The organism is Catellatospora bangladeshensis, assembly GCF_016862575.1.
Classification (GTDB): domain Bacteria; phylum Actinomycetota; class Actinomycetes; order Mycobacteriales; family Micromonosporaceae; genus Catellatospora; species Catellatospora bangladeshensis.
On record NZ_BONF01000039.1, the window covers coordinates 44,518 to 69,141 of the forward strand.

Annotated in this window: 18 protein-coding genes and 1 pseudogene; 11 read left to right on the plus strand and 8 right to left on the minus strand. The window is 70.8% G+C overall.

The annotated features are described in order from the left end of the window. Positions 1–7: 7 nt before the first annotated feature. Both Cba03nite_RS29555 and Cba03nite_RS29560 read right to left on the minus strand, forming a co-directional pair. Positions 8–415 (minus strand): CBS domain-containing protein, encoded by a 408-nt coding sequence (locus Cba03nite_RS29555; protein ID WP_203753133.1) that lies wholly within the window; start codon positions 413–415, stop codon positions 8–10. A gap of 86 nt (positions 416–501) precedes the next feature. After that, positions 502–894 carry an Hsp20/alpha crystallin family protein gene (locus Cba03nite_RS29560; protein ID WP_203753135.1) on the minus strand — a complete coding sequence of 131 codons (393 nt, stop codon included), beginning with the start codon at positions 892–894 and terminating at the stop codon, positions 502–504. Positions 895–1,042: 148 nt separating this feature from the next. Between Cba03nite_RS29560 and Cba03nite_RS29565 the strand changes: the two genes are divergently transcribed. From Cba03nite_RS29565 to Cba03nite_RS29575, 3 genes are read left to right on the plus strand one after another with little or no spacing between them, the layout of a single operon-like run. After that, positions 1,043–2,011, plus strand: a complete 969-nt coding sequence (locus Cba03nite_RS29565) for an Acg family FMN-binding oxidoreductase (protein WP_203753137.1) — start codon at positions 1,043–1,045, stop codon at positions 2,009–2,011. Continuing rightward, on the plus strand, positions 2,008–5,298 hold the full coding sequence (locus tag Cba03nite_RS29570) for a beta-phosphoglucomutase family hydrolase (RefSeq protein WP_308442769.1): 3,291 nt from the start codon (positions 2,008–2,010) through the stop codon (positions 5,296–5,298). Before Cba03nite_RS29565 ends, Cba03nite_RS29570 begins: the two co-directional genes overlap by 4 nt. Before the next feature lie 4 nt (positions 5,299–5,302). Further along, the gene (locus Cba03nite_RS29575; RefSeq protein WP_203753140.1) at positions 5,303–5,509 is read left to right on the plus strand and encodes a DUF1918 domain-containing protein; all 207 of its coding nucleotides are present in this window, start codon (positions 5,303–5,305) and stop codon (positions 5,507–5,509) included. 26 nt (positions 5,510–5,535) lie between these two features. Here the strand turns inward: Cba03nite_RS29575 and fdhF are convergent, their stop codons facing one another. The 3 genes and pseudogenes from fdhF to Cba03nite_RS40065 all read right to left on the minus strand — a co-directional run. Then, complete coding sequence (gene fdhF, locus Cba03nite_RS29580; protein WP_203753143.1) at positions 5,536–8,190, minus strand: formate dehydrogenase subunit alpha; 2,655 nt, start codon at positions 8,188–8,190, stop codon at positions 5,536–5,538. Next, a complete protein-coding gene (locus tag Cba03nite_RS29585) occupies positions 8,187–9,335 on the minus strand; it encodes an NADH-ubiquinone oxidoreductase-F iron-sulfur binding region domain-containing protein (protein WP_239126105.1) in 1,149 nt (382 codons plus the stop codon). The genes fdhF and Cba03nite_RS29585 overlap by 4 nt, the downstream gene beginning before the upstream one ends. 114 nt (positions 9,336–9,449) lie before the next feature. Then, positions 9,450–9,809 (minus strand): annotated as a pseudogene (locus Cba03nite_RS40065) (NAD(P)H-dependent oxidoreductase subunit E); the annotation flags it as partial. A gap of 204 nt (positions 9,810–10,013) precedes the next feature. On the opposite strand from Cba03nite_RS40065, the gene Cba03nite_RS29590 reads away from it, so the two are divergent. The 5 genes from Cba03nite_RS29590 (at position 10,014) to Cba03nite_RS29610 (ending at position 17,272) form a co-directional block, all read left to right on the plus strand. Then, on the plus strand, positions 10,014–12,758 hold the full coding sequence (locus tag Cba03nite_RS29590) for a cation-translocating P-type ATPase (RefSeq protein ID WP_239126095.1): 2,745 nt from the start codon (positions 10,014–10,016) through the stop codon (positions 12,756–12,758). 130 nt (positions 12,759–12,888) lie between these two features. Beyond that, entirely contained in the window at positions 12,889–13,287 is a 399-nt protein-coding gene (locus Cba03nite_RS29595; RefSeq protein ID WP_203753146.1) for a hypothetical protein, read from the plus strand. A gap of 231 nt (positions 13,288–13,518) precedes the next feature. Continuing rightward, entirely contained in the window at positions 13,519–14,202 is a 684-nt protein-coding gene (locus tag Cba03nite_RS29600; protein ID WP_203753150.1) for a hypothetical protein, read from the plus strand. Between the two features lie 84 nt (positions 14,203–14,286). Beyond that, positions 14,287–16,233, plus strand: coding sequence for an ATP-dependent zinc metalloprotease FtsH (gene ftsH / locus Cba03nite_RS29605; protein ID WP_203753152.1), 1,947 nt, complete (start codon positions 14,287–14,289; stop codon positions 16,231–16,233). A gap of 100 nt (positions 16,234–16,333) precedes the next feature. Beyond that, the gene (locus Cba03nite_RS29610) at positions 16,334–17,272 is read left to right on the plus strand and encodes a universal stress protein (protein WP_203753155.1); all 939 of its coding nucleotides are present in this window, start codon (positions 16,334–16,336) and stop codon (positions 17,270–17,272) included. A gap of 41 nt (positions 17,273–17,313) precedes the next feature. Here Cba03nite_RS29610 and Cba03nite_RS29615 read toward each other — a convergent pair whose 3' ends face one another. Beyond that, on the minus strand, positions 17,314–17,841 hold the full coding sequence (locus Cba03nite_RS29615) for a hypothetical protein (RefSeq protein ID WP_203753158.1): 528 nt from the start codon (positions 17,839–17,841) through the stop codon (positions 17,314–17,316). Between the two features lie 206 nt (positions 17,842–18,047). Here Cba03nite_RS29615 and Cba03nite_RS29620 point away from each other — a divergent pair, with 206 nt between their 5' ends. Further along, the gene (locus Cba03nite_RS29620; RefSeq protein WP_203753165.1) at positions 18,048–18,401 is read left to right on the plus strand and encodes a CBS domain-containing protein; all 354 of its coding nucleotides are present in this window, start codon (positions 18,048–18,050) and stop codon (positions 18,399–18,401) included. 127 nt (positions 18,402–18,528) lie between these two features. Here Cba03nite_RS29620 and Cba03nite_RS29625 read toward each other — a convergent pair whose 3' ends face one another. Together Cba03nite_RS29625 and Cba03nite_RS29630 are read right to left on the minus strand one after the other, a co-directional pair. After that, entirely contained in the window at positions 18,529–19,812 is a 1,284-nt protein-coding gene (locus Cba03nite_RS29625; RefSeq protein WP_203753167.1) for a hypothetical protein, read from the minus strand. Positions 19,813–19,932: 120 nt separating this feature from the next. After that, positions 19,933–21,897 (minus strand): ferritin-like domain-containing protein, encoded by a 1,965-nt coding sequence (locus tag Cba03nite_RS29630; RefSeq protein ID WP_203753170.1) that lies wholly within the window; start codon positions 21,895–21,897, stop codon positions 19,933–19,935. 386 nt (positions 21,898–22,283) lie between these two features. On the opposite strand from Cba03nite_RS29630, the gene Cba03nite_RS29635 reads away from it, so the two are divergent. Then, on the plus strand, positions 22,284–23,666 hold the full coding sequence (locus Cba03nite_RS29635) for a peroxidase family protein (protein WP_203753173.1): 1,383 nt from the start codon (positions 22,284–22,286) through the stop codon (positions 23,664–23,666). 243 nt (positions 23,667–23,909) lie between these two features. Further along, positions 23,910–24,512: an RDD family protein gene (locus Cba03nite_RS29640; RefSeq protein ID WP_239126096.1), complete on the plus strand. Its 603-nt coding sequence runs from the start codon at positions 23,910–23,912 to the stop codon at positions 24,510–24,512. Positions 24,513–24,624: the final 112 nt, after the last annotated feature.

The window sequence follows — 24,624 nt, forward strand, 5'->3', positions numbered from 1 at the left end:
GCGAGCCTCACTTGGCGAGCAGGGCCACGAGGTCGGCGCCAGTGACGATCCCGACTGCCACGCCACGCCGGTCGACGACGGCCACCGCGTCGACTCCCGCAGCACCCATCAGCCTGGCGGCGTCCATGACGGTCGCATCGGGGCCGACAATCGCCGGCTGCCGGTCGATGACCGACCCGATGGTGCGCGCGGTCAGCGACATCGGGTCGGCCGCCCACGCCGCCGCGATGACCCGGTCGGAGATCACACCCGCGCAACGCCCGCCGTCGTCGACGGCAACCAGATGCCGCAGCCGCTCACGCCCCATCTCGGCCAGCGCCTCAGCCAGCGCACTCGACGTGCGCGCGCAGCATGGCGGCTTGCTCATGATCTCTCGTACGGGCAGCTTCGCCGCCCGGACGGCCACCTTCGTCACGACCATCATTGTCCGCTGTCCTGCGGTCGGACGTGACGGTAACGCCGGTGGAGGCCGTCTCGCCCCACCGGCGTCACCGCTGCCGGCTACTTGGCCTTGACGGGGATCTGCTTGGCCGCAGCCTCGGAGGCCTTCAGCGGAACGGTCACCTCAAGAACGCCTTTGTCGTAGTCGGCATGGATGGCCGAGACGTCGGCGTTGCCGGGCAGGCGCACAGCGCGGGTGAACATGCCGTAACGGAACTCCGACCGGCTGCGACCCTTCTCCTGCTCGCGCCGTTCGGCGTGGATGCTCAGGACGCCGTTGTCAATGCTGACCTGAATGTCCTTTTCTGGGTCGAGGCCGGGCAGTTCCGCGCGGATCTGGTACTGCTCGTCGGTGAGCAAATCCTCGATGCGGATGGCGTGGCCGGCGAACATCGGCCGGTCGTCGAACAGGTCGGACAGGTCCCCGAACAACCGGGGAACGAGCGCGGTCATGATCTTCTCCTTCCGTGGTGTCTCACCTCCATCTGAAGCTCGCCCGGTACGCCGCTGACAGGGCCGGTCGGCCGCGCATGCCGGGACTTCGGCCCTGACCTGCGCAGACTGCCCATGAACAAGGCTGCGGGCGGCATACCGTGAAACCATGAACGTCACGCGGCTGGGCCTGCACGGCGCCCTGCTCGAGGCGGCGCGGGACGCGCTGGCCGCGCCGTCGGTATTCAACAGCCAGCCGTGGATCTGGCGGACTGGCAACGACAGCCTGCAACTGTTCGCCGACCAGCACCGCCGGCTCGCCACCGACCCCGACAGCCGGCAGCTGCTGATCAGCTGCGGCTGCGCGCTGCACCACGCCTGTGTGGCGCTGTCGGCCAACGGCCTGAACCCCGAGATACGCCGTCACCGTGTCCAGACACCGGGCACCCCGTTGGCGGTCATCACGATCCGCGACGCCGCCGCCCACGACACGATGGTCAACCTCTATCGGGCGATGGCCCGCCGACACACCGACCGGCGGGCGTTCACCGCCGAACCGGTCAGCAGCGCGTCCATCAGCACCCTGGTCGCGGCCGCCGAGCAGCAAGGCGTACACCTGCAGCCGCTGACGGACGACCAGATGATCGTCCTGCGGGAGGCGGCCACTGAAGCAGCCTCCCGGCAGGCCACCGATCCGATCTACCAGGAGGAACTGCTGCGCTGGACGAACAGGCCGGCTGACGCGGGCGACGGCATACCCGCCGTCACCGCAGTGAACGCATCCGAGCGCCGGGTGCCCGTACGCGACTTCACCTACTTCAGCTCGGGCTTCTCCGCAGGCCCGGAACATGACGTCGGCGCAACGTACGCTCTGCTGTTCGCCGACGCCGACACCGGCACCGACCGTCTGCGAGCCGGCGAGGCGCTGTCGGCGGTGCTGCTGACCGCAACCGCCGCCGGGCTGGGGTCGGCGCCGATCAGCGACGTGATCGAGTTTCCTGATCTGCGGGCGCGGATCTCACGCCTGATCTACGGACCGGGACACCCGCAGATCCTGGTCCGGGTCGGCCATCCACCGCCCGGAAAGCCCGCCCACAGCCCGCGGCGCCCTGCCGCACAGATGCTCGATCCGCCGTGACCAGCCCCGCCCGTCAGCCGGAACCGGGCAGCACGGCGACGCTGCGCGCTGACCGGCTCGACGCCGTCGTGTTCGATCTTGACGGGGTGATCACCGACACCGCGACGTTGCATGCCGCGGCCTGGAAACAGGCCTTCGACGCCGCACTGAAGGCGCACGCCGGTGCTGCGGCCGCGGCGTTTGACATCGAAGCCGACTACAGCGCCTACGTCGACGGCCGGCCCCGGTTGGACGGCGCACGCGGCTTTCTGCAGTCACGCAACCTGCACCTGCCCGAAGGAACGCCCGCCGACCCGCCCGGCGAGCAGACTGTGTGGGCGGTGGCCAACCGCAAGAACGAACTGTTCGGCCAGCTGCTGGACCAGCAAGGTGTTCACGTGTTCCACACGTCGGTCGACCTGGTGCGGCGGCTCAGAGAGGCGGGGATAGCCACCGCTGTGGTCACCGCCAGCCGTAACGCCGCCCGCGTGCTGGCCGACACCGGCCTGGGCGACCTGTTCGACACCCGGGTCGACGGCGAGGACGCTGCCGCACTGCGACTGCCCGGCAAGCCCGAACCCGCGACATACCTGGAGGCCGTACGCAGGCTCAGCGTGTCACCAGACCGGGCCGTGATAATCGAGGACGCACTCGCCGGCGTCGAAGCAGGCCGCCGCGGCGGGTTCGGGCTCGTCGTCGGCGTCGACCGCCGCGGCAGACCGCAGCTGCTGGGCAACGCCGGAGCCGACCTGGTCGTGGCCGACCTGGCCGAACTCGGCCTGGACACCCGGCCGCGACCGGTGCCGGGCATGGCCGACGTCAGTGACTTCTACGCCGGCGGACAGGCACACAGCGACTGGGTCCTGCGATACAACGGCTACGACCCGGTACGAGAAGGCCTACGCGAAGTACTGTGCGCCACCGGCAACGGCTATCTCGGCACGCGGGCAGCGGCCCCGGAATGCCCCGCCGACACCGTCCACTACCCCGGCAGCTACATCGCCGGTGTCTACAACCGTCTGCAGACCCCCGTCGCCGGCCGGATCGTGGAGCACGAGCACCTGGTCAACGTCCCTAACTGGCTGCCGCTGCGCTGGCGTACCACCGGCGGCGACTGGTTCGGCCCCGACAGCGCCGACCTGACCGGCTACCGCACGGAACTCGACCTGCGCGCCGGGGTGCTCACCCGCACCCTCGGTTTCCGCGACGCCGCAGGCCGGCACACCACCGTCGTGCAGCGGCGCCTGGTGCACATGGGGACGGCGCACCTGGCCGCGCTCGACACGACGTTCACCGCCGACGGCTGGGCCGGCACCATCGAGGTCTGCTCCGGCATCGACGGCCACGTCAGCAACGCCAACCTGCCCGAGGACGCACCCCTGGTCAAACAGCACCTCAGGGTCGAATCGGTCACCGCCGACGGCGACCTCTGCACGCTCACCGCAGTCACGGTCCAGTCCATGATCCGGATCGCGATGGCCGCCCGGACCGTCGTGCGCGACACCCACGGCAAACCGCTGGCAGTGCCACGCAGACCGTGGCTGCAAGACGGACTCGCCGGCCAGACCCTGCGCCTGGACCTAGCCGAAGGCCACCCCGTCACGGTCGAGAAGATCGTCGCAACCGCCACTTCGCGCGACCCGGCCGTCAGCGAGCCCGCCCTGGCCGCACGGCAGGGCGCCACCGCGGCCGGGACCTTCACCGAGCTGCTGGCCGACCACGAACGTGCGTGGGACACGCTGTGGGAACGGTTCGACCTGGCCGTCGATGCCGACGACGAGGTCGTGCTCGCGCTGCGGCTGCAGACCTTCCACCTGCTGCAGGCCCTGTCACCGCACACCGCGCAGCTGGACGCCGGGGTCCCGGCCCGAGGGCTGCACGGCGAGGGCTACCACGGGCACGTGTTCTGGGACGAGATGTTCGTGTTCCCGGTCCTGAACCTGCGCCTGCCCGCACTGTCGCGGGCGCTGCTGTTGTACCGATGGCGGCGCCTGGACGCCGCCCGCGCAGCGGCCCGCGCCGCCGGGCGCACCGGGGCGATGTTTCCCTGGCAGAGCGGCAGCGACGGCCGCGAGGAGACCCCCACGGAGTTGTACGACACCAACCTCGGCCGGTGGATCCCGGACTACTCCCACCTGCAGCGCCACGTCGGCATCGCGATCGTCTACGACACCTGGCAGTACTACCAGGTCACCGGCGACGTCGAATTCCTCGCCGACCACGGTGCCGAGATGATCGTCGAGATCGCCCGTTACCTGGCCGGGCTGGTCGACTACGACCCCGGCGACGACCGCTACGGCATCAGCGGCGTCGTCGGCCCCGACGAGTACCACGACGCCTACCCCGGCTCGGCGGAGCCCGGACTGCGCGACAACGCCTACACCAACGTGATGACCGCATGGGCCCTGGCCCGCGCCCTCGACGTGATCGACCTGCTCGCTGGGCACCACTGCGGCACCCTGTGGACGCGGCTGGGCGTCGACGAGACCGAGACGCGCTGGTGGGAGCGGATCAGCCGCCGGATGCGGGTGCCGTTCCACAACGGCGTGATCAGCCAATTCGCGGGGTATGGCGACCTGGCCGAGTTCGACTGGGCGACCTACCGGACCCGGTACGGCGACCTGGTGGGCATCGACGCGGTTCTGCGCGCCGAGGGCGACACCCCCAACCGCTACCAGCTCTCCAAGCAGGCCGACGTGCTCATGCTGCTGTACCTGCTGTCCCCAGCCGAGCTGCAGGCGCTGTTCGAACGACTCGGCTACCGGCTGGACCGGGCGACGATCGACCGCACCGTCGACTACTACCTGGCACGGGTCGCGCACGGGTCGAGCCTCAGCCGGATCGCGCACAGCTGGGTGCAGGCCCGCGCCGACCGCGAGCAGTCCTGGGCGCTTTTCACGCAGGCGCTGGGCGCCGATCTGGCCGACACCCGCGGCGGCAGCACCCGCGGCGGTGTCCACCTGGGCTCCATGGCCGGCACCGTCGACCTGGCCATGCGCTGCTACACCGGCCTGGAGACCCGCGACGACGTGCTGTACCTGCACCCGCGCCTGCCCAGGGAACTGCGGGCGCTGCACGTCGAGGTTCTCTACCGCGGCCACTGGGTCGTCATCGACGTCGATCACCGGCGGCTGCGCGTCGGGCTGCGCCCATGCCAGGCACCACCGATCCGCCTGGGCGTCGACGGAGCCGTCCACTCGCTGGCGGCAGGCCGCCACCGGGAGTTCCCGATGGCGCCCACGGCCGAGAGTCCCGACGGGCAGGCCAGTGATGCGCCTGACAGCCCCCCGGCCGACGGCGCACAGTGAAGGTATGAAGGCACACGTCGGAGACCGCCTGGTGCTCGAAGCCATCCACGTCGGCGAACCACGCCGGATCGGTGTCATCACGGAGCTGCGCCACGCCGACGGCACACCGCCGTACACGGTACGTTGGCTGGACACCGGCCGCGAGAGCATGGTGTTCCCGGGCTCGGAGGCCCACGTCGAGGCGCCTCACGCGCCCCACCGGCCGCACTGACCTCCACTGCACCCGGCGGCAAGTCGTCAACAGGGTCGCAGGCACACCGCGGTGATCTTGTACTCCGGACATGAGGTCGCCTCGTCCACCGCGGCGGAGGTGAGCACGTTGGTGGCCACCTCGGGGAAATGGAACGCCAGAAAGACCTGCCCCACACTGACGTCCGTGGTCAGGCGGGCCGTCGCGGTCAGGGCGCCACGGCGGCTGCGCACCTCGACGCGGTCACCCTCCCCGAACCCGAGCGTTCGCGCGTCGGCGGGGTGGACATCGAGGGTCTCATGCGGCGACAGCAGCAGGTTCGGCGTGCGGCGGGTCATCGTGCCCGCGTTGTAGTGCGCCAGCCGCCGACCCGTGATCAGCACGAACGGATACCGGCTGTCAGGCAGCTCGCCCGGTGGCAGCCACGGCCGGGCCGCCAGCTGCGCCCGGCCGTCCGGCGTGGCGAACGAGTCCAGGTGCAACCGCGCCTGACCAGGGTCGTCAGGCGACCGGCAGGGCCAGTGCAGCGGCCCGTCACGGTCCAGCCGTGAGTGGCTGATCCCGGCGAACAGCGGCGCGACCCGCCCGCACTCGTCGAGAGCGTCGGCAGGAGTCGGGCAGCCCAGGTCGGCACCGAGCGCGAGGGCGACCGAGGCGATGATGTGGAAGTCGGTGCGGGCCAAGCCCGGCGGCGCCAGGGCGGAGCGAACCCGCTGGAAGCGGCGGTCGAAGTTGACGAACGTGCCGTCCTTCTCCAGGAACGACGCTCCCGGCAGCACCACGTCGGCGGCAAGGGCGGTGTCGGTCAGGAAGATCTCCTGGCAGACCACGAACTCGCAGGCGTCCAGCGCCGCCCGCACATGGCTGCTGTCGGGGTCGGTCTGGGCGATGTTCTCCCCGAACACCCACAGCGCCCGCAACCGACCATCCAGCGCCGCATCGAACATGTCGGGGATGCGCAGACCCGGCCGCGCCGGCAGGCCGCAGCCCCACACCTGCTCGCACCGGGCCTGCGCCCTCGGGTCAGCGACAGGCTGGTAGCCGGGCAGCTGATCGGGCAGTGCGCCCATGTCGGAGGCGCCTTGGACGTTGTTCTGGCCGCGCAGCGGGTTGACGCCACCGCCGCGGCCGGTGCCCACAGCCCCGCGCAGGATCGCCAGATTAGCCAGCGTCCGTACGCCGTCGGTGCCGTGCGTGTGCTCGGTGACACCCAGCCCGTAGATGATCGACGGGAACATCGCCGTGGCATACAGCCGCGCTGCGGCCAGCAGCGCATCCGGGGCGACGCCGCTGACGTCGGCCACCCGCTGTGGGGTGAACCAGGCCAGCTGTTCGCGCAGCGCGTCCAGCCCGGCGGCGCGCCGGGCGAGGAAGTCCGCGTCGACCCAGCCGTGCTCGAGCATGACCCGGGCCAGGCCGTTGAAGATCGCGACGTTGCTGCCCGGCGCGCCGGCCAGGTGCACATTGGCGATCTTGGCCAGGGTGGTGCGGCGGGGGTCGATCACGATCAGCCCGGCGCCGGACAGTGCCTGCTGCAGGATCCGGGCGCCGATGACGGGGTGTGCCTCGGTGGGATTGGCGCCGGCGACCAGGATGCAGTCGGCGCGTTCGATGTCCTCGGCCGGATTCGTGCCACCGGCGAGCCCGAACGCGGCGGTCAGCCCGGCGGCCGATGGGGCGTGGCAGATGCGGGAGCAGTTGTCGACGTTGTTGGTGCCGATCACCGCCCGCATCAGTTTCTGCATGAGGTAGTTCTCCTCGTTGGTGGCCCGCGCCGAGCAGATCGCGGCCACCGCGTCGGGGCCGTGGCGGTCGACGACGCCCTTCAGCCGTTCGGCGACCAGACGCAGCGCTTCGTCCCAGCCGACCGGCTCCAGACGTTCGCCGCGCCGGATCAGGGGCGTGGTGAGCCTGTCGCCGGACGTGGCGAACGCGTACGCGAAGCGGCCTTTGACGCAGGCGTGGCCGCGGTTGACCGGCCCGGCGCGGTCCGGCGTGATCTGGTCGATGCAACCGCTGCTGGTGTGGACGATCAGCGCGCAGCCGACCCCGCAGTACCCGCAGGTCGTCCCGACCTGCGACGCGGCCGGTGCGGGTGGGTGGCCGGCCCGGGTGATGGCACCGGTGGGGCAGGTGTCGACGCAGCCGCCGCAGGACACGCATGCCGACTGCGCCCAGCTGCCGCCGCCGGGTGTGACGACGGTGCCCGCGCCGCGTCCGGCCAGTGTCAGAGCGAAAGCGCCCTGCACGTCGTCGCACATGCGCACACACCGCCCGCAGGCGATGCACAGATCGGCGTCCAGATGGACGTAGGGGTGGGTGCTGTCGACGCCCAGTCCGCGGCCGACGGCCGCGAACCGGTCGGCGCCGACGCCCAGTTCGGCGCAACGCGCGGCCAGCTCCGTGGGCAGCGACAGCGCCGAGGCGGGCAGCCGCTCGACGGTCAGCTCCAGCGCCAGGCGTGCCATCGCGGTGACGTCCGGGTCGTCGGTGCGCAGGTCCTGGCCGTCGGCGGCGGCGGTCACGCAGGCCGGCGCGATCCGCCCGCTGACGCGGACCAGGCACAGCCTGCACAGTCCGGCCGGGGCGAGCCGGTCGTCGTCGCACAGGGTCGGCAGGTCTCGTCCCGCCGCCCGCACCGCGTCCAGTACGGTGGCGCCAGCGGGGACGTCGACCTCGTTGCCGTCAACGGTGACTCTCACGGGGGGTCCTCGGCCAGAGCGCATACCAGGCTGCGCACCGCGCGGGGGATCGAGCGCCCGAACGGGCAGAGGCTGGCCGTGGCCATCAGCGTTAGCAGGCCCCCGTCGGCGGAGGCGGTCTGCGGGTCGGTGGCGCCGCGGCGCGTGCCTTCCCTGCAGGGAGTGCACGCCCCGCAGCTTTCGGCGGCGTAGAACCGCCACAACTGCGCCAGCAGCGCATCGGCGGGCACGGTGTCGTCCACGGCGATGATGCCGCCGTGGCCCAGCGCCACCCCGGCGCTGTCCAGGGCTGAGGCCAGCAGCGGCAGGTCGAGCCTTCCCGGCGGCAGGAACCCGCCCAGCGGCCCTCCGACCTGAACCGCCCGTAGCGTGCGGCCGGGTGGCAGGCCGCCGCCGAGCCCGTACACGATCTCCGACAGCGGCGTGCCCAGTTCCACCTCGTATGCGCCGGGGCGCACGAACCGTTCGTTGAGGCATACCAGCAGCGTCCCGGCCTCCGGGGCACGGCCCAGGCGCGCATAGGCGTCCCCGCCGCGGTCGAGGATGGCGGGCACCGCCGACAGCGTCTCGACGTTGTTGACCGCCGTCGGGCGGCCGAACAGCCCGGACTGCACCGGATACGGCGGGCGCAGCCGGACTGTGCCGCGCAGCCCGGCTAGCGAGCGCAGCAGCGAGGTCTCCTCACCGGCGACGTAGGACCCGGCGCCTTGGGCCACTTCGACGTCGAAGTCGACGTCGCTGCCGTGCACGCCCCGGCCCAGGTGGCCATCAGCGCGTGCTCGGGCGACGGCCTCACGCATGCTGGCCAGAGCCTGCGGGTATTCCGAGCGGACGTAGACGACCCCGGCGGTTGCGCTGCACGCCAGCCCGGCCAGAGCCAGGCCTTCCAAAACCCGGTCGGGGTAGGTTTCCATGAGCAGCCGGTCGGCGTAGGAGCCGGGGTCGCCCTCGTCGCCGTTGGCGACCACATACCGCGGGCCAGGCTCGGCGGCCACGGCCTGCCACTTGCGGGCCGCCGGGAACCCCGCGCCGCCGCGGCCACGCAGGCCGGACCGGGCGACCTGGTCCCGGATCAGGTCCGGGGCGTCGGCACGGGCGACCAGCTGCGGCCACAGCCGCCAGCCTGCCTGGCGATCCAGCAGCACGGGGCCCGCCACAGCCGTGGCCGGGATCGGTGGAGCACGCCGCGGTGCACGCCCGCAAAGCTGCGCCGCCAGATCGGCACCGGCGCAGGGAGTGTCGCCGTCCAAGGCGGCCGGGCCGCCGTAGCAGAACCCGAGGCAGTGCACCGCCTGCAGCGACACCGACCCGTCGGCGGCACGTTCACCGGCCCGCACGCCGAGCGCCTGCTCAACCTGGCCGAGATGCGCTCCGCCGCCAGCCAGGAAACACGCTGTGCCGGCACAGACCCGAACGTGACGGGCAGCCTGAGGTGCGTGCAGGTCCGCGAAGTACGTCCGCGTCCCATAGGTGGCAGCCGCAGGCAGGTCCGCGCCTGCGGCTTCGCCGCATCCTGCGGAAGCGTGCAAGCGTCCCAGTGCCCCGACGTCAACGCGGCGGGCTGTCAACTCCTCCAGCGCGCTACGACCGGGCCGCCTGAATCCGGCCACGAATCTCACCCACCCGGGCTGCAGCGGCCCGTCGCGGCGGCAGCCGGACGCCGACCACGATCGTCGCCGAACCCGTCATCGCTCCTCCGTACCGTCCGGTTTCATTATCGGCCGCCTGCGGACAGTTGACCTGCAGTAACCGCTATGACATCGATTCCAGGGGCGCTGGCGGTTCGCGTCATCTGCCGGTGATGGGCGGGAGACGATGTCGAGGTGGTGGAGCAGCCCGACGACGCGGCAGGCACCGGTGGGCCACCGGCGGCCGAGGCCGATCCGCGGGAGCCGGTGGCGCGGCTGCTGCGTGACCTGCGGTCGCGGCCCGAGGGTCTGACGGGCAGGGAGGCCTCCCGGCGGTTGGAGGCGTTCGGGCCGAACCTGCTGGTGCGGCGCACGCGTAGCACCTGGTGGCGGGACCTGGTGGTGCAGCTGACCCATCCGCTGGCGCTGCTGCTGTGGGTGGCCGCCGTGCTGGCGGCGGTCGCCGGCCTCCCGCCGCTGTCAGCCGCGATCGTCGTGGTGATCCTGCTCAACGCCGGTCTGGCGTTCGTGCAGGAGCAGCAGGCCGAGCGGGCCGTGGAGGCGCTGGCGGCGTACCTGCCCGCCACGGCGAAGGTCCGCCGCGACGGCACCGTCCAGGTGCTGCCCGCCGAGCAGTTGGTGCCCGGTGACGTACTGGTCGTCGAGGAGGGCGACCGCGTCTGCGCCGATGCCAGGCTCCTGTCGGGCACGGTGGAGGTCGACCTGTCGACGCTGACCGGAGAGTCGGTGCCCGCGGGCCGGTCGGCGGAGTTCACCGACACCGCCGGACCACTGCTCTCGGCCCGGGACCTGCTGTTCAGCGGCACCGTCTGCACCGCGGGTGAGGCCTCGGCGCTGGTGTTCGCCACTGGCATGCACACCGAACTGGGCCGGATCGCCGCGCTGTCGCAGCGTGTCGGCCGTGCGCCCAGCCCGCTGGAACAGCAGGTCAAACGGGTCGCGTGGCTGATCGCAGCGGTCTCGGTCGGGTTCGCGGCGGCGTTCCTGCCGCTCGCTACGTCGCTGGCCGGGCTGCCGCTGCCGGACGCGTTCATCTTCGCGATCGGCCTGCTGGTCGCGAACGTCCCCGAAGGGCTGCTGCCCACGATCACCCTCGCGCTGGCGGTCGGGGTCCGGGCGCTCGCACGTCGTGGCGCGGTCGTCAAACGGCTGTCGGCGGTGGAGACCCTCGGCTCTACCGACGTCATCTGCACCGACAAGACTGGCACGCTGACCATGAACCGGATGCACGTAACCGATGCCCGCACACCCCTGGCGGAGCACCGCTTCCCCGACCAGGTCGGTTCCGGCGACACGGTGCTGCGCCGGGCGGCCTCGGTGATCACCGCCTGCAACAACGCCCACCGTGATCCGCCGTCGGCGCCGGGCGGCGATCCGACCGAGGTGGCGCTGCTGGACGCCGCCGCAGCCCTCGGTGTCGACACCGGCACCGACGCACGCGCGGCCCGGCGCGTGCGGCTGTTCCATTTCGACTCGGCGTTGCGGCTGATGTCGACCGTCGACCGCGACGCCGCCAGCCTGTGGATCAACGTCAAAGGCGCCCCAGAGGCGGTGCTGGCCCGCTCGACCCGCGTTGCCACACCGAACGGCGACCGCGAACTCACCGCCTCCGACCGAGCGGACATCAGCGCCGCGTGCGCCGACTACGCCCGCCGTGGTCTGCGACTGCTCGGCGTGGCCACCCGCCGCGCCGACGAGCAACGGCCACCGGACCGGCGTGAGGACGCCGAACAGGACCTCACCTGGCTCGCGGTGGTGGCGATGGCCGACCCGCCGCGCCCGGAGGTCGCCGACGCCGTCGCCCGCTGCCACACCGCCGGCATACGCCTGATCATCGTCACCGGCGACTACGGGCCCACCGCCGCCGAGATCGCGCGCCAGATCGGCATCAACGCCGACCCCGACAGCGGCGTCATCGACGGCGACACCCTCGACCGGATGAGCGAAGCCACCCTCGACGGCCGGCTGCGCACCCACCGCGAACTGATCTTCGCGCGCAGCTCGCCGGAGGCGAAACTGCGCATCGCCGACGCGCTGCGCGCCGAAGGCCACGTCGTGGCGATGACCGGCGACGGCGTCAACGACGCCCCGGCGCTGCGCCGCGCCGACATCGGCGTGGCGATGGGCCGCTCCGGCACCGACGTCGCCCGCGAAGCCGCCACCATGGTCCTGACCGACGACAACTTCGCCACCATCGTCACCGCGGTCGCCGAAGGCCGCCGCGTCTACGACAACGTACGCAAGTTCATCGTCTACATCTTCGCCCACGCCACCCCCGAGGTCGTCCCGTTCCTGGTGTTCGCCCTGTCCGGCGGCGCGGTCCCCCTGCCGCTGACCGTCCTGCAGATCCTGGCCATCGACCTGGGCACCGAGACCCTGCCCGCGCTCGCGCTCGGCCGCGAGCCCGCCGAACCCGGGGTGATGAACCGCCCGCCCCGGCGGCGAGGCCAGAACGTCATCGACGCCGGGATGCTGGTGCGGGCGTGGGTGCTGCTGGGCGGGGTGTCGGCGATCCTGGTCCTCACCGGGTTCTTCGTCACCCTCACCGCCGGTGGCTGGCACCCAGGAGCGCCGGTGGAGCCGGGCACCGCCCTGCATCCGGTGTGGCAGCAGGCCACCACCATGACGTTCCTGGGCATCGTCGCCTGCCAGATCGGCACCGCGATGGCCTCCAGGACCCAGACCGCGTCACTGCGCTCGGTCGGGGTGCTGTCCAACCGGCTGCTGCTGTGGGGCATCGCGTTCGAGATCGCCTTCGCCGCCGCGGTGGTGACCGTGCCGGTGCTGCAGCACGTGTTCGGCACCCGCCCGCCACAGGCCTGGCAGTTGGCCATGCTAGCTCCGTTTCCCGCGATCGTCTGGGGCGTCGATGAGCTGTGGCGCTGGTGCCGCCGCCGTAAGACATCGCCGACCGGTTGATCTGCCGGCCATCCACCGCAACGTTCAGAACGCCGCCGGTGACGGCGGGCCGAGAGACCCGACGGGTCAGGCCCATGTGCTCTGCCCGCGTCGAGGCGGTGGTGGCAGCCTCGAAGGCGAGGTGGATGCCATGATTCTGACCTGGCGTGACGCAGTATCGACCGCGCTGGTGGGGGCGGCAGCAGCGACCTACGCCGAGATAGGCCCCAGCGTCCTGCCCGTCAGATCCGTGGCCATCGCGGTTCTTGTCCTCGGCGCGGTCACCTCCGCCGTCGAGCACAGCAGGCTTCGCCTGGAACGGCCGACCAAACGCACTCTGGTGGTGGCATTCGTCCTCGCCGCGAATGGCCTCGTCGCCGGGGCGGCAGCAACCGCCACCGGCGAAGGCACGGCATTGGCGCTGGCAGCGCTGTGTGTCGTCGGCCTGTGGCTACTGGCGCTGACCCGGCACCTGCTCGCCGGACGGGTCAGCGACCGCGAATTGCGGCAGCTACTCGGCCCGCAACGAACCGGCGACCGCCCCGCCTGAATGCGGGGCTCGGCATCGATCGCGGCGCAACTGCCGAGCAACGCCCTGCGGGCATATTCGCCAAGCCGCTGCCAGGCGCCGCCGCCGTGGCGCAGGATTTGACCGTATGGTGACGCTGGAGTTCCTCGGCGCGGCCGATCTGACCTGCGAAAAGGGACTTTGGTCTGTTGCCGTCGTCATGCCGACCGCGCGATCGTGGACTTGTCGACGTCCTCGCAGGAGGTGTTCTCGATGAGTCATGAGATGCGCTGGGGCGGAATCGCCGGTATTGCCGCGGTCGCCCTGGCGGTATTGGGCCGGCTGCTGCTCGGGTCCGCACCGCCGCTGGGCAGCAGCGGCCCTGTGATCGCCGAGTACCTGTCCGGGCACCGCACCGCGATCGTCACCGCGATGCTGCTGTATGCCGCAGCGGTGGTGGCCGCCGTCTGGTTCGGGATCACGCTCGCGGCACTGCTGCGCCGTGCGGGAGAGTCCGGCGTCGTGCCGATGCTCGTCGCCGGCGGATTCATCCTCGCCGGCGCCGTCGGACTGTTCATCGTCGTGGTGTTCGCCGGGATGACGTACGCGATGGCCACCCACCCACCACTGCTCGCGCTGGCCGCCGGGCCCTACACGGCGCTGACCGTCGCCGGGCTGCTGGCCGGGGTCGCCTCCGCGCTGCCGCTGGGCGCGGCCGCGATCGGCATCGCCCGCACCCATGCGCTGCCGATATGGCTCGCGTGGCTGGCCGGTGTACTCGCCGCGGTCCGGGTGCTGGCGGCGCTGGGCGTGGCCACCGGGGTCGTGGCGCCGTCACTGGTCGCGGTGCAGGCCGTGATCGGGATCCTCGCCGCGGCGTGGCTGCTGGCCACGAGCTGGCTGCTGGTCCGTGAACACCTACCGACCACCTCGGCAGTGCACACCCGGCACGCGTGAACCGGCACGGTGGGCGCGGGACAGGAACGGCCGCGGATCTGGGCCCACCGAGCAGTCGCAGGCAGCGGGGGACAGGAGTTTGATGTGGCGTTCAGCAGGCCGAAGTTCTCGGGCCGGCACACGTCCGCGCCGGTGAAGTCGGGGCCGCCGCGGGAACCGCCACGCCCAGCCCCCGCCCCGGCTCCACGCTGGCGCAGATGGCTGCTGCCCATCGGCATCCTCGTCACCGCCGTCCTGCTGCTGGTGCCGCTGATGAGCGGCTCCTCGCCGCAGCACCTGACGTACAGCCAGTTCCTCACCAAGCTCGACTCAGGCGCCGTCGCGGCAGTCACCGTCGCCCAAGACGGCGCCGTACACGGCACACTGTCCGACGGCACCGCGTTCACCAGCCAGATCCCCACGGCCCTGGACCCCGCGCCGCTGACCGCAGAGCTGCGCGCCAAGAACGTCGAGGTGACCGCCACCCGCGACAGCGGCTCCGGCTGGGCGCTGGCGCTCAGCTTCCTGCCACTACTGCTGCTGCTCGGGTTCTTCTACTGGACCGGCCGCCGCGCCCAGGGCACTCTCGCCGAAGGCATAGGCGGGTTCGGCCGCTCCCGAGCGAAGATCATCGAGGCGCAGCGGCCCACCACCCGGTTCGCCGACGTCGCCGGCTACGAGGGAGTCAAGCAGGAGATCGGCGAGGTCGTCGATTTCCTGCGTGACCCGCAGCGCTATGCCGTCGCCGGAGCCAAAGGCCCCCGCGGAGTGATCATGGTGGGGCCTCCGGGCACCGGTAAGACCCTGCTCGGCCGGGCGGTGGCCGGTGAGGCCCAGGTGCCGTTCCTGTCGGTGACCGGGTCGGCGTTCGTGGAGATGTTCGTCGGCGTCGGCGCCTCACGGGTACGGGACCTGTTCGAAGAGGCCCGCCGCCGCGCGCCTTCGATCATCTTCATCGACGAGATAGACGCCATCGGCGGCCGCCGCGCCGGCACGGGCCGGGTCGGCGACGACGAACGCGAGCAGACCCTCAACCAGCTCTTGGCCGAGATGGACGGGGTTGACCAGCGCTCCGGCATCGTCGTGCTGGCCGCCACGAACCGGCCCGAAACCCTCGACCCGGCGCTGCTGCGCCCCGGGCGCTTCGACCGGCAGGTCCTGATCCCGCTGCCCACCCAGCACGAACGCGCCGCGATCCTGGCGGTGCACGTACGAGGCAAGCACCTGGCGCCTGACGTCGACCTGCGGCTGATCGCCCGGGCCACCCCGGGCTTCTCCGGCGCCGACCTGGAGAACCTGGTCAACGAAGCAGCGATCCGGGCCGTGCGCGCCGCACGCACCGTCATCACCGCCGCCGACATCGACGCCGCCCGCGACCGGCTGCTGCTCGGCCGCCGCGAAACCTCCAACGCGCTGCTGCCCGAGGAACGCCACGCCGTCGCCGTCCACGAAGCCGGGCACGCGCTGCTGGCCGCGCTGTGCCCGCACGCCGACCCCATCGCGAAAGTCACCATCCTGCCCGCCGGAATGGCGCTGGGCGCCACCGAACAGCTGCCTGAAGCCGAACGGCACCTCTACCACGAGAACTACCTGACCGACCTGCTCACCGTGAAACTCGGCGGCCGGGCCGCCGAACTGCTGATCCTCGGGCAGGCATCGACGGGTGCCGCCAACGACCTGGCCGCCGCCACCCAGATCGCCACCCGGATGGTCCGCGAGTTCGGCCTGTCCCCAGCGCTAGGGCCCGTCGGCTACGGCACCGGCCTGTCGCACTTCCTCGGCGACGACCCCGCCGACCAGCCCCACCGGCCTTACTCCGAACAGACACAGCAGCTCATCGACCGAGAAGTCGCCCGGCTGCTGCGCGAGGCACAGGACCGCGCGACCGCCGTCCTCGCCGAACACCAGCAGCCTCTGCTACGGCTCGCCGACCTGCTGGAACAGCAGGAAACCGTCGACGGAGCAGCAGTGCAGACAGTGCTGGACCACGACCTGCCGGATCCTGAAAGCGACGTCGACGAGAAGTCCATGAGCGGCGCCAGAACCGGGTAAGCCGACACTCACGGCGCGCAGGGTCAGCGGCAGCCCGGACACCGCAGCCGGATCTTCGATTCGGGCACCTGACGCACCGACCGGGCGGCATCGTGGACACATGGACCCTGACACCGCCCAACCACGCGCCGCTGGCCGCGACCATCCGGTGATCGCCGGGGTGGACGGCTCCGAATGCAGCATGCTCGCCGCCCACTACGCCGCCCGGCTTGCCCGCGAGCGCAACGCGCCACTGGAACTGGTCTGCGGTTACCAGAGCGCGCTGTATGGGTTCAGCCCACCCTGGTTGGGCGGGGAGTACCTGGCAGCCGACCAGGGCGCCGCTCGTCAGGCCGCCGAAGAGGCCCTTGCCGGTGTCACCTCACAGGTCCGTGAGCAGTTTCCCGACCTGGAAGTGCGTTCTCATCTGAAGGCCGGCGCCGGCGCGCCCGTCCTGATCGAGGAGTCGCGCCGGGCGGCGCTGCTCGTCGTCGGCAGCCGCGGCGCCGGAGGCTTCACCGGCCTGCTGCTCGGCTCGGTGTCATCCCAGGTCGCCGCCCACGCCCACACCACGGTCGTCGTCTTCCGGCCCACCGGCGCCGACGCCGACAGCAGCGGATCCGCCGCGACGCTTAGCGGGCCTGTCATGGTCGGCTACGACGGATCTCCGACGGCACAAGCGGCGCTGACGTTCGCCGCGCGCGAGGCGCTATTGCGTCACACCACCCTGATCCTCGTCAACATCCACTGGCAGGCCCCCTGGTACCGCGGCGACAAACCTGCCATCGACCCAGTCGAAGCCGCTCGCGCAGAGGCCGAGCAGCTGCTGGCCGACGCGATCGCGCCGTGGCGCGCCGAGCACGCGGAACTGGCAGTCGAACTACGGCCCGTGCACAGCCTCAACGCCGAACATGCCCTCATCGACGCCAGCAAAGACGCCGCGTTGACGGTCGTCGGGTCGCGTGGCCGCGGCGGCTTCACCGGCATGCTGCTGGGCTCGGTCAGCCATGCCCTCGTCGAGCACGCCCACAGCCCCGTCGCGGTAGTCCACACCACCTGAGCCACGCCCGCGCTCGGGCGGGCGTGGCCGACGACCTGGCGTCACACGGCGGCCGCAGCGGCGAGTTCCTGCCACATCGGGCACGAGCCGGCCTCGGATGCGGCGACCGGTGTGCGCAGCGGGCGCACGAACACCACCAGCTGAGGAAATCCCGATGTGCCCAGCATCAGGCGTAGATGGTCCCGCGCCAGCGGAACGACGGCCGGCTGGGCGTGTATCGACGCGATCAACCCCGCCCTGGCCGAATCGGCAAGCAACTCACGCGCGACCTGCCCTGCCCGGGCCCGGTCGTCGGGCAGATCGCCATCGGTGCCGAGCACGACGGCCCAGCCCCGGTCCGGCCCGCACGGCCCTGCCCGGCAGGTGCCGGCCTCGCCCTCCCACGGATGAGCCCGCGGGCAGGCGCCGCCGCCGTCGGCCAGCCGCAGGTCGTAAGAACTTGCGTTACGCAGCGCCGTGCCGGCAGCCTCGACGATCCGTGACAGCAGCTGCAACGACGGCCCGCCGGTGATCACCTTGGCCCAAACGCCCTGCTCGTCTGCCTTGACCAGGCGCTGTTGCGTGTCCATGCCCTGACCGTGCGCCTGTTCGCGTACGACGCGGCAGGGCCGACCAGACCCGTTCCATAGGACCTTGGTCACAGGCTGGCCAGCCGTGACGAACACCGGGCGTGACAGGCCGCAGCGCGAGACGATGCTAGCGGAGCCTCACGTCGGCGGCAAGACCGTCGTGCACCACCGGCAAACTGGTCCTCGAACAGCCCAAGGTGGCGGTCATGAATAGCGGCACGCCTTCGGTACGCGACGTGATGAGCCGCGACGTCGTCAGCGGCGCGTTGGACACCCCGTACGCCGACATCGCCGACCTGCAGACCCGACACCGTCTGAACGCCGTACCCGTACTGGACGACCTGCACTGGCTCGCCGGGGTGGTCTCCGAAGGCGACCTGCTGCGCCGGGTGCGGTCAACCTCGCCATCTGGGCCGAGCAGCACCACGCCCAGGTCCGGGACCTCCACGCGGGGGGCCCTGTCACCAACGCCCGCCGAGGGAAAGGCTCTGGCCCGCGCACCTGCGCAGGCGAAACCGGTCCCGACGACGCGGGAACCGCACCCACCCCAGCCGGAGTGAGGCGCGGACGCCCGAGAAGGGCGCTGGCTCATGACTCCGACGAGTTATGAAACGGGCCGTAGATGCCCTCGTCGTCTGGGGCAGTCGACTTGGGGCGTGACGAGCCGGCGCGGCGGCGACGTAACGGTCAGCGGGGGTGGACGGTGGCCAGCTCGGGGAAGGCGAGGGAGCTGGGGCCGGCCGTCGGATCCGCGCGGACGCTGCTGATGTGGTGGGCGCAGAGTTCGTCGGAGTGGAACGAGAACATGTGAGACTGGAACGCGAACGAGGTGAACAGGCTGAAGTATTCGATCACGCTCGAGCCGTCCGCTTCGAATCTCAGGTCCGCGTCGACCTTCCCGTTGAAGACCTCCTTCTTGGTCCAGCCTAGAGGCAGCGTCGGGACCCTGGGGACGAACGCGTTCGGATGCGCGGCGGTGACCGCGGCGCGCTTTGCCGGACGGACGGCAAACAGCAGGTGACCGATCCGCCGCGCGATGTTTCGCCGCTGCGGTGAGTCTCCCGGCGGGAGCGCTTCGTAGTCGGCGACGAGGAGGTCGATGCGGGTCTCGCTGAAGGTGGCGAGGTCGGGCAGGCCGAACTCCAGGCGCTCGGCGGTCGCGTCCTCGAGGCCCGTGGCGATCGGCCGCGAGTCGGGCGTGCGGGTGTGCTCGTTGGCGAAGCTCGCCTTATGGGTGAACGGCCCGATCTTCGATGCGCCTGAGAACCGGTCGCCGATGTGGAGTTCGAATAGGCCCATCGGCTCGTTCGCATCGTCGTAGAAGTCCTCCGGCGTCGGATCAGCAGGGTCGATCTCCCGGTTGCCCGCGAAGTAGGTGTTCGGCCCGAGGTTGGCTCGTTCCCCGATCACCGGGTCGCCACTGGTGAAGACCTGGATTCCCGTCTTGGTCTCGCCGCTGATCTTGTCGACGGTCGTCACCACCGGTGCCGCGTGCGTACGCAGTGCGACCGGGTCGTTGAAGCGGATGACCCGACCCACCGGCAGATCGATCCGCTCCGGGACGTTTCCCGTCGGTGGGACGAAGCCGGGCTCGCCTTCCAGCGCCCAGGTCCAGCCGGGACCGATGTCCTCCGAGTCGGCTGTGTACATCGGGCTGCTGTTGTAGATCGCGATCGCGGTCGCGAACCGGGCCTGGAACCGGCCACGTATGTGGATGACGGGGTTCGCGATGCAGGTCACGACCAGGCTCGCGACGACGGTGTCCGCCTGCACCACCTCGATCGTCGTGTCGCCCCTGGACATGCTCTTCCCGTTGGCGTGCACCGTGACCGAGGTGGGTGCGGTCGTGACCGTGACCGACGTCTGGGAGAAGGACAGGGCGCCGGGGTCGGGTGCAGCGCGGAGTGTCACCGAGGCGGTGCCCGCATCGGTGCGTAGCGACAGCGCCGCGTCGAAGACGTGCGCGCCCACGGGGGCGATGAGGAATCCGTCGCCGGAGGTGCTGCCGTGCAGAGACGCGATGACCGCCATGGTGCTCTCCTGTTCAGGTAGCCGGCCGGAGCCGGGCGCGGGGATGTGGGTGGCCGGCGCCTAAACGTCGCTGTCCGGGCAGCCGTCGTTGACCCATTGCTCGACCAGCAGGAACTCCCCGCTGTCTTCGGGCAGCTTCGGCCTTGCCAGGGGCATCGACTGGCCACGGAGCATCGCCACGAGCAGCGCGTCCTCGCCCGGCGACGGCGGGGTCGTGACGTTGTCACCGAATATCTCGACCTGGACGAAGTCGTCGTGCTGCAAGTTCCAGAACCGGCCCTGCTTGTCATGCCTGGGATCACCGGCGCCGGCCGCCCAGTCCAGGACATCGCGGACAGCGTCGGTGCGGCTGCGCTGGGTCGTGCCCTGCGTACGCGCCGTCGCCTCCTGCAGCTTGCGCCCGTCCGATGCCAGCAGGTGCGCCAGCAGGCGCCGATGGTCGTCGGCGATGGCGGCGTCGGCACTTAGGGCCTGGGCGATCGCCGTGGCTTCGCCGAACGCGGCCACCAGATCCGACCACTGCGCGCCGGTGGTGAGCCACCCTGGCAGGTTGAAGGGCAGCGAGGCCACCCGGGCCTGCTGCCGGGGGCCTCTGGGCATACGGCGCAGGAAGTCGGCGAGCTTACGCAGCGCGAACATCTCCGCGAAGCACCACCCGCGCAGGAAGGCCCGGTCGTCGCGCGGCGCCCGCAGGTAACGTTCCAGCGACGCGAGCAGGATGGCGTAGCGAAGGTCGGCCAGCCTCGCCCACCGGATCGTCGTGGGGTGGGAGATGACGCCGTCGCCCGAGCCGTGCTCGTCGAGGACGATCCGGCTGCCGGCCGGGACGTCCATCACCCCGGGGGGCGGGTTCGTGCCTGTCCCGTCCGCTCCGAAGAAGCGCAGGAACAGGTTGTAGAACCGCCGGAAGTGGGCGTTCTCCGTGGCGACCACCGAAGGTCCTTCGCCCTGCAGGCCGATGTCCCGTAGCGCCGTGAGCGCCTCACGCCGGTTCGCCGCCACGTGAACCCGGAACTCGTCGATGCTCTTCTCGACCGAGCGGTCCCACTCGGGGTCGGACGCCTGGTCCGGCGCGGACGCCGGATGGAAGGCGCTGTCGGGAAGGTGCAGGGCGTCGCGGCTGCCGTAGAACGTCGCGGCTTCGGCCGCCAGCTGGTCGACGGCGACGTACCAGGGGTCGCCGGTCGCCGCCAGTTCGTGCAGCAGTGCCTCGCTGCCGAAGACAGCGCCGAGCAGCGCGTAGAGGGTGCCGACCCGGTTGACCTGTTCGTGCCTGGATCCGGTGGCGAGGTCCTCGATGTGCGCGAACACATCCGGGTCGATCTCCGCCGGAAGCACTGCCGGGGACTCCGCCATCGTGTACTTCGCCAGCGACAGATGTGACAGCGGTTCCAGCCTGAGGTCGAACGGGAACAGGCGCTCGTCCTCGGCGAACGGCGGCCCGTAGTCCTGCCGGTGCAGGTGCGGTGCCTCACCGACCAGCCGCAGGAGGTTCTGCACCGTCAGCAGGTGGCTCATCTCCTCGATCGCCACGTCGAGGATCTCGCGCTGCGGCAGCGTGAACGAGTAGCCGGCGTAGAGGTACTGCACCATCAGCGCGTGCTCGATCTGCGCCGCCACCCGCAACAGGGTCGCGGCCTTCTCCGGTGCGGTGGCGGGGAGGTCTGGCAGCTGTATGTGCCGGTCGGCCTCTGCCGGAGCCGGTTCGGCGGGCGCGGGTGGTGCGGGGACGCGTCGAGGTAGGCCGGTCACGCTGCGCAGTGCGTCCTGCGCGTGCGGCGAAAGCTGATGCTGACGCCATTTCAGCGTCGTCGTCTCGGCCACTTCCGGTCCCCCGATTGGCGTGATGAGTGCTGCCCGCCGCCCGTCCATCCGGCGTAGACACATCATCACAATACGGTCAAACAGCCACCCGGACGGTCTGAATCGCAGTCGCGCCGAGGCGTCGATGTGCGTCGCCCCGAAGCCGGGACTGCGGTTCTGCGGCCGATCTGACCCAGGCTGGAAACCCAGTGGCGCAGCCAAACAACAGGCAACCGACCATCTGCCGGGTGCCGGCCCGCCTCCGTCCAGGGACAAGATCAACGTGAGCTTCACTTTCCGCTCGGATCTTGCTCGCCCGAGGGGCCCGCATGCGCAGTCCGGGCGGTCGACACGGACCTGAAATCGCAGCTCAGCATTCGGAAACGGACCCGTGGCTGTACTGTTTGCCCGGTAAGCGCATATCACTGCGTTTAGCGTGTTTTGCGACTACGCCGGGGTTGCGCGGGCAGCCTTGGCGCTTCTCGAGGACTTCTCGGCTTGGCCGGACTCTGTCCGCGGCCGGGAGCCAGACAGTGAGGAAAGCTGTGGATCTTGCAGAGTCGAAGACGCCCTTCCGCCATTCCGACCCGTTGCGCGGAGTCGAGAACGTGGCCAAGTCCCAGCTCTTCGAGGGACGTTTCGGCCGGATGTTCCGCCGCCTGCCGGCGTTCGAGCCCGACGACGCCACGATCGCTGCCATCGCCGAGGCGATGGCCGAGCCCAACGGCGGTGACCCCAGCGGGGACAACGACCAGATTCCCGCAGGTTTCACCTTCCTCGGCCAGTTCATCGACCACGACCTCACCTTCGACCCGGTGTCCAGCCTCGACCGGCAGAACGACCCGGACGCGCTGACGAACTTCCGCACCCCGCGCTTCGATCTGGACAGCGTGTACGGACGCGGCCCCGCCGACCAGCCCTACCTGTACGACAAGACCAACCGGGACAAGTTCCTGATCGGCGAGCACGACAACGAACTCGACCTGCCACGCAGCAGCCAGGGCGTCGCCCTGATCGGCGACCCCCGCAACGACGAGAACATCTTCATCAGCCAGCTGCACCTGACCCTGCTGCTGTTCCACAACAGAGTCTTCGATCGACGCGCCGACTTCGCACAGGCGGCGCCGCAAGCCGGCGAGACCGAGTTCGCCGCTGTGCAGCGGGTGGTGCGCTGGCACTACCAGTGGCTGGTCGTGCACGACTTCCTGCGCCGCGTCGTCGGCGAGCAGACCCTCGGCGACGTCCTGGTACGCGAGCCGCTGACAGCCGGCGGACCGCCCGTGGAAAAGACCCGGCTCACGTTCTTCACCTGGCGTAACCAGCCGTTCATGCCCGTCGAGTTCTCCGTGGCCGCCTACCGGTTCGCGCACTCGATGATCCGCGGACGCTACACCGTCAACAGCAACGTGCCGAGCCGGCCGATCTTCACATCCACCCCCATCGCCGAGAGCGACCCGCTCAGCCACCTGGGCGGGCTGCGCCCCCTGCCCGCGGGATGGCAGGTGGAATGGCGGCGCTTCTTCGAGGTCGACGCCGCGAATCCGCCGCAGCCTTCCCGCAAGATCGATACCGAGATCGCCGGCCCGCTGCTCGCGCTGCCGCCGGAGGTGGCCCCCCGGATGCCCTCACTGGCCCAGCGCAACCTGACCCGCGGTGTCCGGCTCGGCTTGCCCTCAGGCCAGGCCGTGGCCCGCGCGCTGGGACAGACACCGCTTACCGACGACCAGCTCGGCCTGCCCAAGCCCGGCCCCGCTCCACTGTGGTACTACCTGCTGCGCGAGGCCAACCAACTCGCCGGCGGCAAGCATCTCGGCCCGGTCGGCGGCCGCATCGTCGCGGAGGTCTTCCTCGGCCTGCTCGCCGCGGATCCGTCGTCGTACCTGCGTGCCGACCCCGGCTGGACGCCGTTCCTTCCCTCAGCCACCGCGGGCGACTTCACCATGGCCGACCTGATCAAGTTCACCGGCTTCGGCCTGACCCCGGTCGCCTAAGGCAATCCACCGGGCGGTGTCGCTGCGAATCGCCGCCTCAACGTCAGCATCTGAGTCCTCGAGATCTGGTGGGGTGCGGTCTTGCGACTGCATCCCACCCAGTAGTGGGCGCTGGGACGACGAGTGACCACGCCGTTGTAGCGTCCCGCGTCCGTAGTCGATGAACAGATGTCCGGCGCTCCGACGCGGTGCCGGCAGCCGGGCCCGCCGGCACCGGCGAGCCCTGCATCGCAGAGGGCGGTCATGGGTGATCACAATGTGCTGATGATGCGACAAGCTGATGCTGCGACGGCTCCACTGGCAGGCCGCCCGCCGACCCGTCTGGAGATGGCCAAGGCTGAGACCGAGCGCGTCCTCGGGCGTCGAGCCGCCCAGCGGCTGGCGGCGTTCGACGACGGCGGGCTTTACATCCGAGCCGGTGAGTGGCGACGGTTCCTGGCATGGCTCATCGATTTCGTCGTATACCTGCTCGGCGTCGCGGTCGGCATCGTCGCAGTGTCGCTCGTGCGGGTCACCTCGGGCCTGTCCGACGAAGCCGTCACCGTGTGCGCGCTGGCGTTGCTGGTGGTCGTGCCGGTGCTGTACGGCTTGTTCTTCAGCGGCGGCCGTGCGCTCGGGGGAGTGTTGACCGGAACGCAGCTGGTGCGGGTCAAGGACGGCGGCAGGATCGGTCTCAAGGCCTGCTGGGCGATGCTGATCAGGACACTGTTCATGCCACTGCTGCTGCTCGTCGTCATCGCCGGTGCGTTCGAGGGCACCGGTGGGCAGGGGCCGGCAGGGTCGCCGGCAAGGGCCAGCATCGACCGTGCCGCCACCCGGCGCCTGCATGCGGCCGGAATCCGGTGACCGGCCGGTACGCAGCTGACCGTAGGCCACGTCCCGTCGCCGTTGAGCTTGATCGTCATGCCCAGTCTGTCCGGATGGCCACTAATGACGAGGGCACGATAATTTGTCACCA